The following is a 15,572-nucleotide window of genomic DNA, read 5'->3' as shown; positions in this document are numbered from 1 at the left end:
TCGCTCGATCGTCGTCAAGCTTTCTACGCCTTCCCCGACATCGACCACATTCCATTTCACGCGGGTCGAGAAAATGGCGTTGCGTCTCGAATGCGTTCGAGCGACGCAACAGCTAATGTGAGCAGTTGGTTTCCGGACAAACTACAGTCCCGTTTCTTGGATCAGGTCGAGATAGTAGCCCGGGATACAGGGGAGCAGCACAAGTCGCCCGGTCGCCCCTTCGCAGAACCCGCGTTCTTCAGCTCCATAGACGGAGTGCGGTCGACAATTGGGGACTAACAACAAAGTCCAAAAGGTTGGTTGGCGTGCTCTGCAGTCCATTGAACTGGACTGCCAAGGCGCAAGATCGGAGTAACGTGGCAATTAAGCGGGGACGACGAACTAGCCGTTTGGTAGACGATTGCGGATGATTTTGGTTGTTGGGTTTCCCGGCATGATGGTGTCACACCACATTTCGTTTTCGAACACATAGCGTACTTGGATCGCGATCGCCTGGCCGGCAACAAACGCCGATTCCGCTTCGGCGAGTGACACCGTACCGTCGGTCTCCGGCGTGCGCATCTGGACATGCCGAACGTCGGCACCGGCGGCGAGATCGGCGAACAACGCCCTCACTTGATCCCCCGCCCATTCGGCCTGAAGTATTTCGGGAAGCGGTTCATTGTCGAGCATGGAGACGAGCTTGTTATCGTGGAGAGTAGATCGCGGAGCGGGGTGACTCGGTCGCGAGCGTGGGCGTCTTTGCTAAATCCCAGGGCGAGAGAACGCGGGCATCAACAGGATAGCGTTTTCGGGCGCAGGACATACGTAACGACAGACGCCACATCCGGTGCAAATGTCTTCGATAACTGTTGGCTTGCCATCGCGCACGGTGATTGCTCCCTCTACGGGACAACGCTCGCTACACACGGTGCACGTCGTATGGTGATGCGCCAAACAGAGGTGCTCGGTCACTCGCGCGGTGCCCATCACCTTTGGGATCGAATCGACCAACACACCAGGTTTGCATGCAGTGATGCAGGGAAAATCTTCGCACATCATGCAGGCTTGCGTGTCGGCTTCGATGACGGGCGTCCCAGCAACACTCCCGTATCGTTCGGTTGCCGTTCGAATCGCGTCATACGGACAGACTGTGATGCAGTCGCCACAACGTGTGCAACCGACCAGGAATTGAGCTTCATCGATCGCGCCCGGCGGACGGAAAACGGGAACCGGTTTTGACCGCAACGTGACACCGAGGTTGGTCGGCGGAACCGGATCGATATTGATTCCGCTGATACTGCGTGGTTTCGAAACCGGTGTCTCGTCGACAACCGGCTTGGGATATCGAGTGACGAGTGGTTCGAACTGCGTCGGGCGAGCGGATTTCCAAAGACGCCCGTGAAAGAGGTCACGTCGGCTTAGCCCAGATTTTCGTTTGCGATTCTCCTGATGATGAGTGCCGCACAAGAAACGAACCGGCGAACAGCAATTCAAGAACCGAACGCATGACCGCCAAATTCGCTTCGCGAAATTCGGTTCGCCTTTGCTATCGCTTTCCGAGCCTGTTCTCACTCTCCAACAACTTCCAATGGTGGCAGCATGGGAATCGTGTCCGACGCGACCGCTTGGTCGAGCGATGCCGAGGGAGCGTGACACTGCGTACAGTTCGTTCGCCAGGGGTGCGTCGATTCCATCCCCGCCCAACCGTTACCACCTCCGTGACACGCGAGGCAGTTTTCGCGCATCCACTGCGAGTGTGGAATCGTGGGCGGTGCACCCGGGTAGGCCCGCTTGCCGGCTTTGGGTGCCGGCAAACCGACAAACGTCGTATTCACACTCGCGTCCACGTCTCGAAACGGTGCCGGGGCCATCGGCGCATGACACTGGGTACAGTTGGCAAGGAACTGATGCGACATCACGCTGGCTTTGAGATTACCCATCTTCATGCCGTTGCTGTGACACGCGTAGCAAGCCGCATCAGTCGTGTTCTCGATCGCATGCGGGATGACCGGCGGCGCTCCGTTGTACGCGCGACGTGACGAACGGGTTTGACTCGACGCCAACTTCTCTTCTTCGCTCGGCTTGATCTCAGCGAACAAATCATAGGACCTAGTCGGCAGCGTCTTGGGGACCATTTGCCACGATTGGGTCGGCCCCATCTGAGTCCCCGCAATCTCGGCGTAGCTGACCGCTTCGATCAGTTTTGCATCCCCGCCGGTCTGATTCAATTCCCGATCGGCCAGCGGCGAATCATGAAATCCGTCGGGCACGGGGACACCGTCTCCGATGCCGACGAAATAACCGACTGCGGCGATGGCGATGACGAGCGAGAGAAATACGGTCGTGATTCGCTTGTTCATGAATGCACCATCTCGGTTGCGTTCGCTTTCGCCGTCGACTTTTTGACAACCCTCACGGCGCACTTCTTGTAATCGGGTTGTTTGGAGAACGGGTCATGAGCCTCGAGCGTGCAGTTATTGATGAGTTTCGTCTCGTCAAAAAACGGTACAAAAATCGTGCCACGAGGCGGACGTCCGCGACCATCGATCCAAACCGGCAATTCACAAACACCACGGCGAGATTCGATGACAACCGTTTCGCCTTGGCGAATGTTGGCCGCCTGAGCATCTTCGGCATGCATCTCGACGTAGGACGTCGGCATCGCACGGCTGAGTTGCGAGACGCGCCGCGTCATCGTCCCGGTGTGCCAGTGCTCGAGCACACGTCCCGTGCACAACCAGAACGGATACTCATCGTCGGGCATTTCCGGGGGCGGAGCGTATTCATGGAACCAGATCTGGGCACGCCCATCATTGGAGGACGAATGATAGAACTCAAACTCTTGCCCTTCGGCGACGAACGGATCGTCGAATGCTGCAAACCGGAACTTGGTTTCCCGCCATGAACCATCAGACTGTTCAACGACGGGCCACCGCAGGCCTCGCGCGGCGACATATTCATCATATGGCGCGAGGTTCTTGTGCTTCATCGTCGTGAACGCTCGATACTCTTCGAACAAATGCTTGTCGACATTGGTGTCGTAGTAGTGCTCGAATTCCCAAACCGGGATTTCTTTGCCGTTCTCATCCTTGACCGCGAAAATGAATTCACCGTCTTTGTTCTTCATCCCTTCATGGCCGAGCTCGAATAGCCGATGAGCGATCGCGATCGTCATCCAACAGTCATCGCGAGCTTCCCCGGGCGGATCGACCATCTTGAACCACTGCTGTGTCCGACGCTCGCTATTGCCGAACATGCCGTTTTTCTCCACCCACAATGCAGCGGGCAAAATCAAATCGGCGAGCCTGGTGGTCGCAGTCGGGTAGACTTCCGAGACAATCAAGAATTTGTCCTCAAGCCCATCCTTGCTGTTGAACAGTGCGTTCAAGTTTGGCAGCGTCTGCCCCGGATTGGTCACCTGCACAAACAGCGTGTTGATGTCACCGCCTTCGGATGTCGGTTTGGTGAACTGTTCAAACATCTTTACCGTGTGATAGCCGGGCTCGGGATTGATGCTACCCTCACGCACGTTCCACATTTCTTCGCACTGTGCCCGATGCTCGGGTTTGGCAACCACACGGCCGCCGGGTAACGCGTGCGCCAACGTTCCGACTTCGCGAACGGTTCCACACGCGGACGGTTGCCCGGTAAGACTCGTCGGCGCGTCTCCAGGGCGACCGAAGTGACCACTGAGCAGGTGCACTCCGTGAACGAGCGAGTTGATCGCGGTTCCCATCGTGTGTTGATTCATCCCCATGCACCACAACGACGTGATGCGGATTTCACGGTTTGCGAACAGTTCGGCGAGCATGCGAATCTTGTCCGCCGGGACGCCAGACAGTTCTTCGACGTGCTCGGGCGTGTACTTCGCAATCCGTTTGCGAAAGTCTTCTTCGCTGATCGCTTCACCTTGCAACGTTGGGGTATCCGCTTCGGCACCCCGGAAGTTGCAAAAATTCTCAACGAATGATTTGTCGTAGTTTTCGTTCTGAATCAATAAATGCATGATCCCCAACGAGATTGCCACATCACCGTGCGGCTGCATTTCCAGGTAATCGTTGGCCGCATCGGTCGTTCTCGTTCGTCGCGTTCCGATGTCGATGATGCGAACGGTTTCGCCACGGGAACGCCGGTCCGTCACTCGAGAAAACAGCACCGGGTGCATTTCGGCAGGGTTGTTCCCCCACGTGATTAACACGTCACACTCATCGAGGTCGGCGTAACACCCCGCCGGTTCGTCGACGCCATACGTCGCCAAGAATCCCGTTACCGCGGACGCCATGCACAAACGCGCGTTCGGGTCGATGTGATTGTTGCCGAGCCCACCCTTCATGAATTTCTGAGCGGCGAAGCCTTCTGGGATTGTCCACTGACCGCTGCCATAGAAAGCGAATTTGTCCGGCGCATCCATGATTCGCTTGGCAACGATATCGATCGCGTCGTCCCATTCGATTTCGGTGAGCTTGCCATCCTTACGAAGCAGCGGTTTGGTCAACCGATCTTTGCCGTACAGGATGCCTCCCACATGATAACCTTTCACGCACAGCAATCCCTTGTTCACATCAGCGGCTTTGTCACCGGCAATCGCAACGACGCGGCCGTCTTCGACACCGACCTGCACATGGCAACCGGTTCCGCAAAAACGACACGGGGCTTTGTTCCACGTGAGACCATCGCCATCGGGTAGACCGTCATCGGCGCTGAGCACCGGCAATGAAAATCCGGCTTCGCTCGTCACCATCGAACAGGCCGCCGCCATCGCGGTTGATTTTAAAAAACTCCGGCGTTTCGCATCCATCATTCATCCCTCGTGTGATTTTGATCGTCATCGAAACCGACGAAAGCGACGGCCAAGTCGATGACCCCTGGCATTTGCCGAACCGAATCCCAAATCTCTTGATCGCGATGCCGTGTTTCAGAATCCACGACAATCGCAAGCTTACCGTTTTTGAACTCACCTGTTTCGATTTCAGGTACCGCTCTCAATAATTCGATCGTCTCCCGGTACTGATCTACCGGAGTTTGAAACGTGACGACGAGCCCGCTGACTGGCACTTGTGTTAGGCTTTCAGAAAAGAGTGTGTCTTTTGTGGGAATTGCAGTTCCCAACAACATGCACCCCATGGTATACAATTAGAGCCGTCAGGGGAACCTTGTTTTGGACAGAAAATTGATGCCTCGAATCACAAGTTTGATTTTCGTCAGCTTGATCGCATCCATGGTGATCGCTGCTTTGGTTACTCCATTGGATCAGAACTCCGACGTGATTGCTGCTGACGACGAGTCTGCACCGGCAAATGCCTTGTTGGCTGAGTCGGCGACGCAGGCTCCCGCTCGTCCCAAATCGCCAACCTACACGGTCACCATTCGCCGCCCCGACGGACCACCTCGCATCGAATTAGCGGGCAGCGATCCACAGGGCCGTAGCGGCACGGTCGCGTGTTCGACTTGCCACAGCGTTCGCCCCCCTGCCTTTCAAAATCGCAACGCCACGACGCTCGACGAGTTTCATCAGGGCATGCAATTCAACCACGGTACGATCGCGTGCTATTCGTGCCACAACCCGGACGATGCCGACTCATTACGATTAGCCGACGGGACGCGGGTTGATTACAGCGACGTGATGACGCTGTGCTCCCAATGCCATGGCCCCCAAGCGACTTCGTTTGCCCACGGGGCTCATGGTGGAATAAACGGGTTCTGGGATTTATCGCGTGGTCCGCAAGTCAAGAACAACTGCGTCGATTGCCATGATCCGCACGCACCGGCGTTCCCCAAGATGATCGTGGACTTCAAACCGAAGGACCGCTTTAACATGCCGCATACCGATTCCGACGACCATTAAAACGTGATGCTTTTTTGGCCGCGACCGGCAGTCGAAACCCTCGCCGCCTGACTCAACCACCACATCATTTCCCGCAACCTCACGCTTGGTTCCCCAACCCGAGACAACCAGATGGAAACGTCGAAACCGAGCCTTCCGATCGTCGAGAACTTTTCACGTCGGGCTGCCGTCAAAGGCGGCTTTGCCACGCTAGGCGCGGCCGCATTTGTCGCCGCCGTCTCACCGCTGCGTCAAGCCGCCAAGAACACCACGGCGGCGGAGTTCATGCAGCAGCATTACACGGAATTGTCGCCGGAACAGAAAACCGACGTGATCGCCCGATTGGAGGCCGAAGCCAAGGAAAAACACGGTGTCGACGTCAAAATCTCTGACGACCGACCGATTCCTGGGACCAAGTTTGTCTATGCGATCAATCTGAGCGTTTGCAACGGCAACGGCAAATGCGTCGAGGCGTGTCACAAAGAAAACAACCACGACCGTGCCACCAACCAGTCCTACATTCGTGTCATCGAAATGCCCAAGGGCACGATGGATATGGAGCAAGGTTCGACGACTTATACGGGCGCGGTCCCGAAGGACGACAAGTTTTACTTGCCGGTCCAATGCCAGCAGTGCGATGAACCACCGTGTGTCGACGTTTGCCCGGTCAAGGCGACCTGGAAGGAAGAGGATGGCATCGTTGTCGTTGACTACAACTGGTGCATCGGTTGCCGGTATTGCGAAGCGGCCTGCCCCTATCACGCGCGACGATTCAACTGGAAAGCGCCCGAAATTCCGGCGGAAGAAATCAACCCAAACCAAGGCTATCTCAGTAACCGCGTTCGGCCAGTCGGCGTGGTTGAAAAGTGCACCTACTGCCTGCACCGAACACGCAAAGGAAAATTACCCGCGTGCTTGGAAGCCTGCCCGACGGGCGCTCGCGTGTTCGGCAACATCCTCGACAAGGACTCCAACATCCGCTGGATCCTCGAGAACAAACGCGTCTACATCCTCAAGGAAGAACTCGGTACCAAGCCCGCGTTCTTCTACTACTTCGACTAGCCCACACCGCGATTCCTACCACGTAGGATCGTTCGCATGACTCAATCACTCAACTCATTGCTGTTCCCCGCGAAATCATCATGAGCAATACCGCGACCAAACAGAACCACATCTCGAGCTACCCGAAATTCATCGGGCGTTCGTTATGGTTGGCGACCGAGGGATCGTTCGGCTTTTACGCCTGGATGACCATGTTGACGGCCATTTTTTTGGTCGGCGCCAATGCGTGGGCAAACCAGGTTGCTGGCGGGATGGTGGGAACCAACATGACCGACCAAGTGAGTTGGGGATTGTACATCGCTAACTTCACGTTCATGGTCGGCCTGGCTGCCGGAGGCGTGATGATGGTCATCCCCGCGTACCTGTACCATGACCGCAAGATGCACGACGTCGTCATCATCGGCGAGTTGCTAGCGGTCGCCGCGATCGTGATGTGCCTGATGTTTGTCGTCGCCGACCTGGGGCGACCGGATCGATTCTGGCACCTGATTCCGGGCATCGGCAAATTCAATTTTCCGATCTCGATGCTGACCTGGGACGTGATCGTCCTCAACGGCTATCTCGTTTTGAATTTGCATATCTGCGGCTACTTGCTCTACATGCGATTCCTTGGCCACCGTCCGAATCCGGTGTGGTACGTGCCGTTTGTGATGATTTCGATCGTGTGGGCGATTTCGATTCACACCGTGACCGCGTTCCTCTACTGCGGGCTGGGCGGCCGGCCTTTTTGGAATACCGCATTGCTCGCACCACGTTTTCTGGCGTCGGCGTTTGTTTCTGGACCGGCATTCATCATCGTCTCGATGATCATGATCAAACGTTTGACGGGCGTCACCGGCCTGGAGCAACCGATCGCCACGCTCACTAAAATCATCCGCGTCACGATTTTGATCAACTTGCTGATGGTGGCGTCTGAGTTATTCACGGAATTTTACACGGGTGGATCTCACGCAAGTGCGGCCAAATACCTCTTCTTTGGGCTGCATGGAAAAACTGCGTTGGTTCCGTGGACATGGACGGCGATCGGTCTGAACGTCACCGCCGCGTTGCTGTTTTTATGGTCAGGGATTTTATCCGAGCGGTGGCGACCGCTTTTGATTGCGGCTTGCGCGATGGCATTTGTGGGAACATGGATCGAGAAAGGCATGGGCCTGATCATCCCCGGCTTCATCCCCAGCACGCTGCACGAGATCGTCGAGTACGTTCCCAGCCAACTGGAGTGGAAAGTCACTGTTGGCATTTGGGCGTTCGGACTGATGGTTTTTACAATCGCCATCAAAACCGCGCTCCCAACGCTCAAGCAACCGAGCCATTAGATTCGTCTCTGGCGACGCGTTACAATCTCGGCGTCTGTAGCGAATCGTTACGCACGATCGGCTACCCGTTGCGTCTTCACCTAGAGAGCCCCCATGAAAAAGAACGTCGTTTGCTTGTCCATTTTGTGCGTCGCTTTATCCGCCACCGGTTTGGTTGGTCAAGATAAAAAGCAGACCCCGCAACCTCAGATCGCACCGACGTTTGCGAACGTCGCGTACGGCGAGCACGAAATGCAAGTCATCGATTTCTGGCAGGCCGAAGGTGACGGCCCACGCCCATTGTTGGTGTACATCCATGGCGGTGGCTGGGTAGCCGGTGATAAGGCGCGACGTGACGCCGATGTGAAACCGTTCCTCGACAAAGGCATCTCTTACGCATCGATCAATTACCGATTGACCGGCGAAGCCCCTTTGCCTGCCCCCGTTCATGATGCGGCGCGAGCGATTCAGTTCATCCGCAGTAAAGCCGATGAGTGGAACATCCGCAAAGACCGCATCGCGTTGACCGGCGGATCAGCAGGTGCCTGCACATCGATGTGGTTGTTGTGCCATGACGACCTCGCCGACCCTGATTCCTCCGATCCGATCGCACGTGAATCGACACGGGTGACGGCCGCTGCCGTGACCGGCGGACAAACGTCCATCGACCCGAAAGTGATCGAAGGTTGGCTAGGCCCGAACGTCTTGCAGCATCGCATGATCAACATGGCGGTTGGCGAACCGACGATCGAGGGTGCGTTGGAAAACTACGACAAACACCACGATTCTACGTCGAGTTTTCACCGTTCAATTATGTCAGCGACGATGACCCGCCGCTGTTCATGTCCTACAGCGGCGACATGACGTTACCGTCCAAGCACGCGGGGCACGGAATCCATCACCCGGTCTACGGCGTCAAAATGAAAGAAAAAGCCGATAGCGTCGGTCAAGATTGCCATTTGGCGATCCCTGGAACCTCGCAGACCAAATACAAAAGCCAAAACGAGTTCTTGATGGAAAAGCTGCTGAACTGAGCAAGATAGGCAGCTCACGCAAGCAATTCAGCGTTCATAGGCCTCGGTATCCGGTGTTCAATCACCGATAGCGAGGCCATTTCATGCGCCACCGAAGGTGTGAAACAAGCTTTCAAACAGGCGTTTGGAAACTTAAACGAGTTTCCCGCAAATTGATTTTGCGTAATTTTGGGTGATTCGCTAAAGTTTCACGGCAGGATGCCATTTCGACGTTTTCAGGGAGGAAACGATGCCGGGAGAATCTTTTCGCTTTATCCACGCCAGCGACTTTCATTTAGAAACACCGCTGGGGGATCTCGATCAACTGCCACCGAATCTTCGAGAGGCACTCGCGACCGCCCCCCGAGCCGCAGCTGCCGCTGTTTTCGACGCCGCTTTGGCCGATAACATCGACTTTCTTGTACTCAGCGGCGACTTATTGCATCCGGTTGCGGCCGGACCGCATGGCATGTCGTTGTTACTCGATAACTTCGAGAAACTGCACGCCGCCGGAACTCCCGTTTACTGGGCCGCTGGGATCGCAGACGATCCGAAACAATGGCCCGAAGCGGTTCCGTTGCCGCCCAACGTGACGTTATTCCCCCGCGACAAGCCGCTTTCGATTCCTTACGAAAGGGCCGGCCGCGTTGTCTGCACGATCGTCGGTCGCAGCAGCGAAGGACGATCTTCATTGCACGTCCCTGGATTCCAAACCGAACCGTCCGATGAATTTACGGTTGGTGTCGGGTACGGTGCCGCAGACGCTGATGCGCTCGCATCGGGCCGGATGGATTACTGGGCACTCGGCGGCGCACACAACTACAACGAGATCGAAGGCGGTGCTCCCGCCGGCGCGATCCAACCCGGTTCCCCTCAAGGCCGCGGTCTCAACGAAAGCGGCGCCCACGGCTACTGCGTCGTTGATGTTGATGCCGAACAAACCGCTCGCGTGCACCGCGTGGAATCCGATCGGTTCCGCTACTGCCACGTCACGATCGACGCCGAAGAAATCCGGAGCGTCGGCAGCCTTCGCAATCTGCTCGGGCAAAAGGTCACGACGCTCGCCAACGAAAACGGCGGCCGTCACCTGCTCATCGCTTGGGACGTCGCCCTCTCGGATCCCGAAATGATCACTTCGGTGGGTGACCCCGTGGAACTGCTTCGCAACCTCCGACGCGATTACGGCAACGGCAATCCCGCCGCGTGGACGACGCGTTTGACGGTTCGTCCGCCACGCAACTATCCGAAGTCATGGCGAGAAGAGGACACGATTCTCGGCGATTTCCTTCGCGCGTCGGACAAATTTCGCAAGTCACAATCGACGTCCGGCTCCACGACATCAGTGTCCGATCAAAGCACCGCGCCGGGCAAGTCTGGCAGCGTGCAACTGATGCCGTTCACGGAAGAACACCCCGAACTCTCCAGCACCGCGACGACGCTGCTCGGCGACGTGCCTGCGCAACATCGCGATGAAACGCTCGACGAAGCGACGCTGCTGGGCGTCGAACTGCTTCGCGGCGGCAAACCGTCATGGGGACGCAAATCATGAAGATCAAAGACATCCAAATTGACGGTTTCGGCGTCTGGACCGGGTTAAGCGTTGACTCGCTTAGCGAAGGTATGACGTTGTTCTACGGTCCCAACGAAGCCGGCAAGACAACGTTGATGCAGTTCCTTCGTGCGATGCTGTATGGCTTCACACCCGAACGACGTGCAAAGTACCTCCCACCGATCCACGGCGGCACGCCCGGTGGTGCGATTCGCGTGACGGGTCCCGGTGGTGGATACGAAATCCGACGCCACAGCCAACTGACGGATTCCGACACGACGGGCCGGTTGGCGGTCACGGGCACCGATGGGCTCAGCCAGGGCCAACACCGATTGAGCATGTTGCTCGGCCAGATTGACGAACCTATTTTCACGAACGTGTTCGCGATCGGTATTCGCGAACTCCAAGAACTCAGCACGCTCGACGACACCTCGGCCGCCGACGAACTGTACAAACTCAGCAGCGGACTGGACCGCGTGTCGCTCGTCGACGTGCTGCGCAGTTTGCGAGCGGGACGTACCGAATTAATCGGCAAAGACAACGGATCGCAATCCGAAGAAGAAGCCGCCGCAAACCATCTCGCGGGTCTTCTCAGCCGCCGTGAAAAACTTCGCGACGAAATCCAACGTCTCTCCGGCCAAACTCGCCGCTGGAGCGAAATGGCGACGCAGCGGCGGACGCAAAGCCAAGAGATCGAAACACTCCGGGGACGCATGGTCGCCTGGGAACGCGAAGCCCGTTGTGTCGAGATCGCCACCAGCGTCCACGAACCGTGGCAGAAGCGGGCCAAACTCGACGCTGACATCAAAGCGATCGAAGGCGAAGCCCATCTGCCCGACGACGCCCCCTCGCAGCTCGTTCAAATCGAAGCGTTGATCGAAGAACGCAAGGCAAAGATCGAAGAAATCCGCGGTCGCCGCCGATCGCTGCGTGACAAAGCCGAACAATTACCGGTCAACAAACGGTTGTTCGATCTCCAAGGGCGAATCGAAGCCGCCACACAACAAGCGACTTGGGTCGAAGCTCTCGAGGAACAGATCGCCCGAATCGATACGCAAATCGAAAAGGCACGCAAACAAGTCGAAGCGGATGCTGACCGACTCGGCATCGACGAGCACGAACGGCTACAAATCGCCGAAGGTGACACGGGCGCATTGCCCGATTTGTCACGCAGCACGCTTGCCGCACTCTCGACGCCGGCCAAAAACGTCAAAGAGCAAATGTTCTTGCTCAAGCAATCTCGCACCGAAGGCAAGACGCATAAAGCACGTGCGGAAAAACTCGGCGAGAAACTCCAAGACATTCTCAACCGTGCCCACGCGAGCGACTTGCAACAAGCGATCCGTCGCGAGAATGACAATATCTCGTCGCTGCGTCACCGCATTCAACTCGGGCAGCACCTCGACAAGCTCACCCGACACTACCGCGATCTCGAACGCGAATCGATCGAACTGACGACCGATGAAGCATTGCCGATGGATCGGTTGTTTTTACTCGGACTGCCGTTTGTCGTCGGTGGGATGCTCGTCCTGTACGGCTTATTCAACGTTTTCCAAATCACGACGTTCGTCGCACAACCGAACCCCACGCAGGGCATGTTGTGCATCATGTTCGGTGCGATGGCGTTGCTCGTCTACTACCTCAGCCGTGAGAAAGGGCAACGTAGCACGATCGTCGACCTTGAAGACTGCGAACGGCAAATCGAAAGCGTTCGTCGTCAAATTCGCGAAGTCGAATCGGAACGCGAGGAAGTCGACTCACACCTACCGACCAGCAACGAATCCCTCGAAGCCCGGCTTCGTGATTCGGAATCGTTATTAGCTGAACTCGAAGAATCGCTGCCGATCTACCACGCACACGAAGCGGCAACGCAAGCTTACAAGGCGTCGTACGCCCGGGCGACCAAAGCCGCTGACGGCATGAAAGCCGCCCGCCGCGAATGGACCGCGACTCTCGACCGACTCGGTTTGTCGAACACACTTTCGCCCAAGAGTGTTCGCACTCTCGGTGACGGATACGAGACTTTGCAAGCGAGCCTGCGTCGTTTGCATGACCTTCGTGAAGAGCGCGAACAACGTCGACGCGAACGACAAACCATCGCCAAACGCATCGAAACGTTGTACATCGAAGCGCTCGACGCGTCCGAAGAGAGCAAGGCGTCTAACGACTCTCGCTACGACGACTACGAAGCTTCCGATCGTGATGCCAACCGTGGCAATCGAGATAAGAAACACGACAAAAACCGTGATTCACGACAGAATCGCGACAAGTCCCAATACCGATCTCTCGGCCCGAACGGCTACGAAGACGGTCACCGCGATGTCGACCAGGATCAGTATGCCGATCGAGACACGCGATCGAGCCTGCGTGCCGCCTCACCGATGTCCGAAAATACCGCATCATCGTTGAAGATCCGTAGCAACCCGCTCGATCAACTCAACCACTTGCACGAAGAGCTTGCACGCCAACAACATTGGATCAAGCAACGTCGCGACCTCAAGGCACAGGACCAGCAGTACAAGAAACAGCATTCATCCCACGCGAGCACGATCGAACGTGCCGAACAACAACGCCGTGCGTTGTGGGCCAAGTGCGGTGTCGCGACAGCGGAACAGTTCTACCAAATCCTTGATCGCAAATCGCTGCTCTCACAATTAAACGAGGAACGCGAAGCGATCGATAAACAGATTCGCAGCATGATCGGCACGTCAGTTCAATACGACGATGTCGCTCGCGAAATCGAAGGTGTCAAGGCATCCGATCTCGAGCGTCGCTGGGATGCGTTGACGACACGGATGAGCGAAACCGAAACGCGGATCGCATCGATGCAAACCGCCCAAGGTGAACTCGCCGCCAGCATGAAACAACTCGGCGACGACGACCGCTTGATGACCGCCAGGTTGGAACTCGGCTGCGTCGATCGCAAACTCGAAAAACTCGCACGTCGTTGGCAAACTCTCGCAACCGCAAGCTGTCTGCTCGAGGATGTTTGCGGAACGTTTGAACGCGAACGCCAACCCGAAACGCTTCGCGAAGCCTCGTCGTTCTTGAACCAACTCACCGATGGGAAATACACCCGCATTTGGACCCCGTTGGGTACGAACCAATTGAAGATTGACGACAGCGAAGGTAAATCATTGCCGCTCGACGTCCTCAGTCGTGGTACGGGCGAAGCCGTTTTTATCGCACTGCGATTGTCACTCGCGGCCGCTTATGCCCGTCGCGGTGTGATGTTGCCGCTCGTGCTCGACGATGTTCTGGTCAATTTCGACGGCGAGCGCGCCGAACACGCCGCTCGAACTCTGCAAACGTTCGCTGAACTTGGACATCAAGTCATGATGTTCACCTGCCACGATCATATCGTTGAGATCTTCCACCAAATCGGTGTCGAAGTTCGTCAGATGCCCGCCCAGGGAACTCCCGGTCGCGCCCACATCCTTTCGCCTCCCGAAGACTCGTACGAATACGAAGAAGCGGAATACGAAGAGGAAGAGTCGTACGAAGAGGAAGTCGAGGAACAACCCGAACCGGTCGCGGAAAGCCCTGAGCCGGAACCGGAAACTCTCGAGCCGGAACCCGAACCACTGCCGGTCGCCGTCACGCCTCCGCCATTGCCGATTGCACGCCCAGCCACGCTCGTGGTCGAAAACCGGGCGATCAAGCCGAACAAACCCAAGGCTCCGAAATCGCGATATCGATTCGGTTTCGAACGACTACATCGTCAACATCGACGACGCCGAGCTCCGGAAATCAAAATTATTAAGAAGCCGGCCGCGAAACCCGAACCGGTTCGCAAACCTCGCATTGTGATCGAGCGGGAGCCGGAACCGGTTGTCGAGACTCGCGTTGTCGACAACTCGATCGGTTGGGCATGGTTCGAACGAGAACCAGCCGATGGCCGCATCGACGCCGATGAAGCCGCCGCGCAAGCGACACGGAATCAGTGGCTCGCCGAAGAAGACCGCGTCCACGAAACCGAAACCGCCGACGAGATGGTCGCAGATGACCGGATCGCTGACGACGGGGTCCGTGATGATGACGGATCGTGGTGGAAAGCCGAGAAACTCGGCCGGGCTTCTTAATTGTTCGGCCCGGTGAACGCCGGCCGATAGCATTTCAGTCCGCGGCCCTGCCTGCGGCAAATTGCCTCAACGAAGATGAATTGCGGGAGAAGCGAACGAGTTCCCTCTCAGCGGACGATAAAATCGTGCGTCGCAAATTCTTCAACGAGCCTTCGAGTCAGCATATGAATCATCGCGAACTTCACTTCAAAACGCTCGACGAGGGGATGGCCGAAGTCGAAAGGCTCGCCACGTGTGAAACCACCACTGCGGGCAGTTTTTCATTCGGACAAATCCTCGACCATCTCGCGCGAACGATCCGAATGGCCGTCGGTGACGCTCCGCCGCCAAAAGTCCCGCTCCTCCTGAAAATCTTTGGCCCCATGATTCGTGGCAAGATCCTCAACGGGCGGCCAAAACCCGGATTCAAGTTGCCGCCGAAAATGCAGGAATACTTTTGGTCTAAAGAAGACGTTCCTGTTGAAACCGCGTTGGCTGAGTTGCGTGCCGCACATCAGCGGTTCGCGTCGATGACAGAAGTCCCCCGTAATCCGATGTTCGGGAATTTGACTTACACGCAAACCGAGCAACTGCAATGCCGCCACTTCGAGTTGCACCTCGGCTTCGTTCATGAAGCCTAAAAGTTGACGAGCCTTCTATCTCAAGGCAGCGGTCGTCATCAACGGTCTGTAGATGTCGTTGCGATCCATGAACTGCTGGGCGTGGGAAACGTTCTAGCGGTGGACTTTGCAGTTTCTTCTTGGATCACGCCTAGATTACCTATCT

The 15,572-nt window shown here is 56.6% G+C and carries 13 protein-coding genes; 8 read left to right on the top strand and 5 right to left on the bottom strand.

Features of this window, described 5'->3' with window-relative positions; all coding sequences use genetic code 11:
* Positions 1 to 381: 381 nt before the first annotated feature.
* The 5 genes from NB063_RS16410 to NB063_RS16390 all read right to left on the bottom strand — a co-directional run bounded on the left by NB063_RS16410 (position 382) and on the right by NB063_RS16390 (position 5,037).
* Positions 382 to 672 (bottom strand): hypothetical protein, encoded by a 291-nt coding sequence (locus NB063_RS16410; protein ID WP_250929826.1) that lies wholly within the window; start codon positions 670 to 672, stop codon positions 382 to 384.
* A gap of 72 nt (positions 673 to 744) precedes the next feature.
* Positions 745 to 1,554 carry a 4Fe-4S dicluster domain-containing protein gene (locus NB063_RS16405; protein WP_250929825.1) on the bottom strand — a complete coding sequence of 270 codons (810 nt, stop codon included), beginning with the start codon at positions 1,552 to 1,554 and terminating at the stop codon, positions 745 to 747.
* Positions 1,551 to 2,342, bottom strand: a complete 792-nt coding sequence (locus tag NB063_RS16400) for a nitrate reductase cytochrome c-type subunit (protein WP_250929824.1) — start codon at positions 2,340 to 2,342, stop codon at positions 1,551 to 1,553. Before NB063_RS16400 ends, NB063_RS16405 begins: the two co-directional genes overlap by 4 nt.
* Positions 2,339 to 4,780, bottom strand: a complete 2,442-nt coding sequence (locus tag NB063_RS16395; RefSeq protein WP_250929823.1) for a molybdopterin-dependent oxidoreductase — start codon at positions 4,778 to 4,780, stop codon at positions 2,339 to 2,341. The genes NB063_RS16400 and NB063_RS16395 overlap by 4 nt, the downstream gene beginning before the upstream one ends.
* Positions 4,780 to 5,037 carry a chaperone NapD gene (locus tag NB063_RS16390; protein ID WP_250929822.1) on the bottom strand — a complete coding sequence of 86 codons (258 nt, stop codon included), beginning with the start codon at positions 5,035 to 5,037 and terminating at the stop codon, positions 4,780 to 4,782. The genes NB063_RS16395 and NB063_RS16390 overlap by 1 nt, the downstream gene beginning before the upstream one ends.
* 118 nt (positions 5,038 to 5,155) lie before the next feature.
* Between NB063_RS16390 and NB063_RS16385 the strand changes: the two genes are divergently transcribed.
* The 8 genes from NB063_RS16385 to NB063_RS16350 all read left to right on the top strand — a co-directional run bounded on the left by NB063_RS16385 (position 5,156) and on the right by NB063_RS16350 (position 15,427).
* Positions 5,156 to 5,827 (top strand): hypothetical protein, encoded by a 672-nt coding sequence (locus tag NB063_RS16385; RefSeq protein WP_250929821.1) that lies wholly within the window; start codon positions 5,156 to 5,158, stop codon positions 5,825 to 5,827.
* A gap of 111 nt (positions 5,828 to 5,938) precedes the next feature.
* Positions 5,939 to 6,868 carry a 4Fe-4S dicluster domain-containing protein gene (locus tag NB063_RS16380; RefSeq protein ID WP_250929820.1) on the top strand — a complete coding sequence of 310 codons (930 nt, stop codon included), beginning with the start codon at positions 5,939 to 5,941 and terminating at the stop codon, positions 6,866 to 6,868.
* An 80-nt stretch (positions 6,869 to 6,948) separates the two neighbouring features.
* Positions 6,949 to 8,184, top strand: coding sequence for a sulfate reduction electron transfer complex DsrMKJOP subunit DsrP (gene dsrP / locus NB063_RS16375; RefSeq protein WP_250929819.1), 1,236 nt, complete (start codon positions 6,949 to 6,951; stop codon positions 8,182 to 8,184).
* A gap of 93 nt (positions 8,185 to 8,277) precedes the next feature.
* Positions 8,278 to 9,027 carry an alpha/beta hydrolase gene (locus NB063_RS16370; RefSeq protein ID WP_250929818.1) on the top strand — a complete coding sequence of 250 codons (750 nt, stop codon included), beginning with the start codon at positions 8,278 to 8,280 and terminating at the stop codon, positions 9,025 to 9,027.
* Positions 9,024 to 9,197 carry a hypothetical protein gene (locus NB063_RS16365; protein WP_250929817.1) on the top strand — a complete coding sequence of 58 codons (174 nt, stop codon included), beginning with the start codon at positions 9,024 to 9,026 and terminating at the stop codon, positions 9,195 to 9,197. Before NB063_RS16370 ends, NB063_RS16365 begins: the two co-directional genes overlap by 4 nt.
* A 229-nt stretch (positions 9,198 to 9,426) precedes the next feature.
* Positions 9,427 to 10,725 (top strand): metallophosphoesterase family protein, encoded by a 1,299-nt coding sequence (locus tag NB063_RS16360; RefSeq protein ID WP_250929816.1) that lies wholly within the window; start codon positions 9,427 to 9,429, stop codon positions 10,723 to 10,725.
* Entirely contained in the window at positions 10,722 to 14,807 is a 4,086-nt protein-coding gene (locus NB063_RS16355; RefSeq protein WP_250929815.1) for an ATP-binding protein, read from the top strand. Before NB063_RS16360 ends, NB063_RS16355 begins: the two co-directional genes overlap by 4 nt.
* A gap of 164 nt (positions 14,808 to 14,971) precedes the next feature.
* Positions 14,972 to 15,427, top strand: a complete 456-nt coding sequence (locus NB063_RS16350; RefSeq protein ID WP_250929814.1) for a DUF1569 domain-containing protein — start codon at positions 14,972 to 14,974, stop codon at positions 15,425 to 15,427.
* Positions 15,428 to 15,572: the final 145 nt, after the last annotated feature.

Origin of the sequence: Aporhodopirellula aestuarii (assembly GCF_023701485.1) — a bacterium.
Taxonomy (GTDB): Bacteria; Planctomycetota; Planctomycetia; order Pirellulales; family Pirellulaceae; genus Rhodopirellula; species Rhodopirellula aestuarii.
This window is presented reverse-complemented; position numbering and strand designations above follow the sequence as displayed.

Bases quoted from the DNA above. Each gene is read 5' to 3' on its own strand.
- dsrP (WP_250929819.1), top strand. From the start codon at position 6,949: ATGAGCAATACCGCGACCAAACAGAACCACATCTCGAGCTACCCGAAA.
- NB063_RS16370 (WP_250929818.1), top strand. From the start codon at position 8,278: ATGAAAAAGAACGTCGTTTGCTTGTCCATTTTGTGCGTCGCTTTATCC.
- NB063_RS16395 (WP_250929823.1), bottom strand. From the start codon at position 4,780: ATGGATGCGAAACGCCGGAGTTTTTTAAAATCAACCGCGATGGCGGCG.
- NB063_RS16355 (WP_250929815.1), top strand. From the start codon at position 10,722: ATGAAGATCAAAGACATCCAAATTGACGGTTTCGGCGTCTGGACCGGG.
- NB063_RS16350 (WP_250929814.1), top strand. From the start codon at position 14,972: ATGAATCATCGCGAACTTCACTTCAAAACGCTCGACGAGGGGATGGCC.
- NB063_RS16360 (WP_250929816.1), top strand. From the start codon at position 9,427: ATGCCGGGAGAATCTTTTCGCTTTATCCACGCCAGCGACTTTCATTTA.
- NB063_RS16385 (WP_250929821.1), top strand. From the start codon at position 5,156: ATGCCTCGAATCACAAGTTTGATTTTCGTCAGCTTGATCGCATCCATG.
- NB063_RS16400 (WP_250929824.1), bottom strand. From the start codon at position 2,342: ATGAACAAGCGAATCACGACCGTATTTCTCTCGCTCGTCATCGCCATC.
- NB063_RS16365 (WP_250929817.1), top strand. From the start codon at position 9,024: ATGACGTTACCGTCCAAGCACGCGGGGCACGGAATCCATCACCCGGTC.
- NB063_RS16410 (WP_250929826.1), bottom strand. From the start codon at position 672: ATGCTCGACAATGAACCGCTTCCCGAAATACTTCAGGCCGAATGGGCG.
- NB063_RS16380 (WP_250929820.1), top strand. From the start codon at position 5,939: ATGGAAACGTCGAAACCGAGCCTTCCGATCGTCGAGAACTTTTCACGT.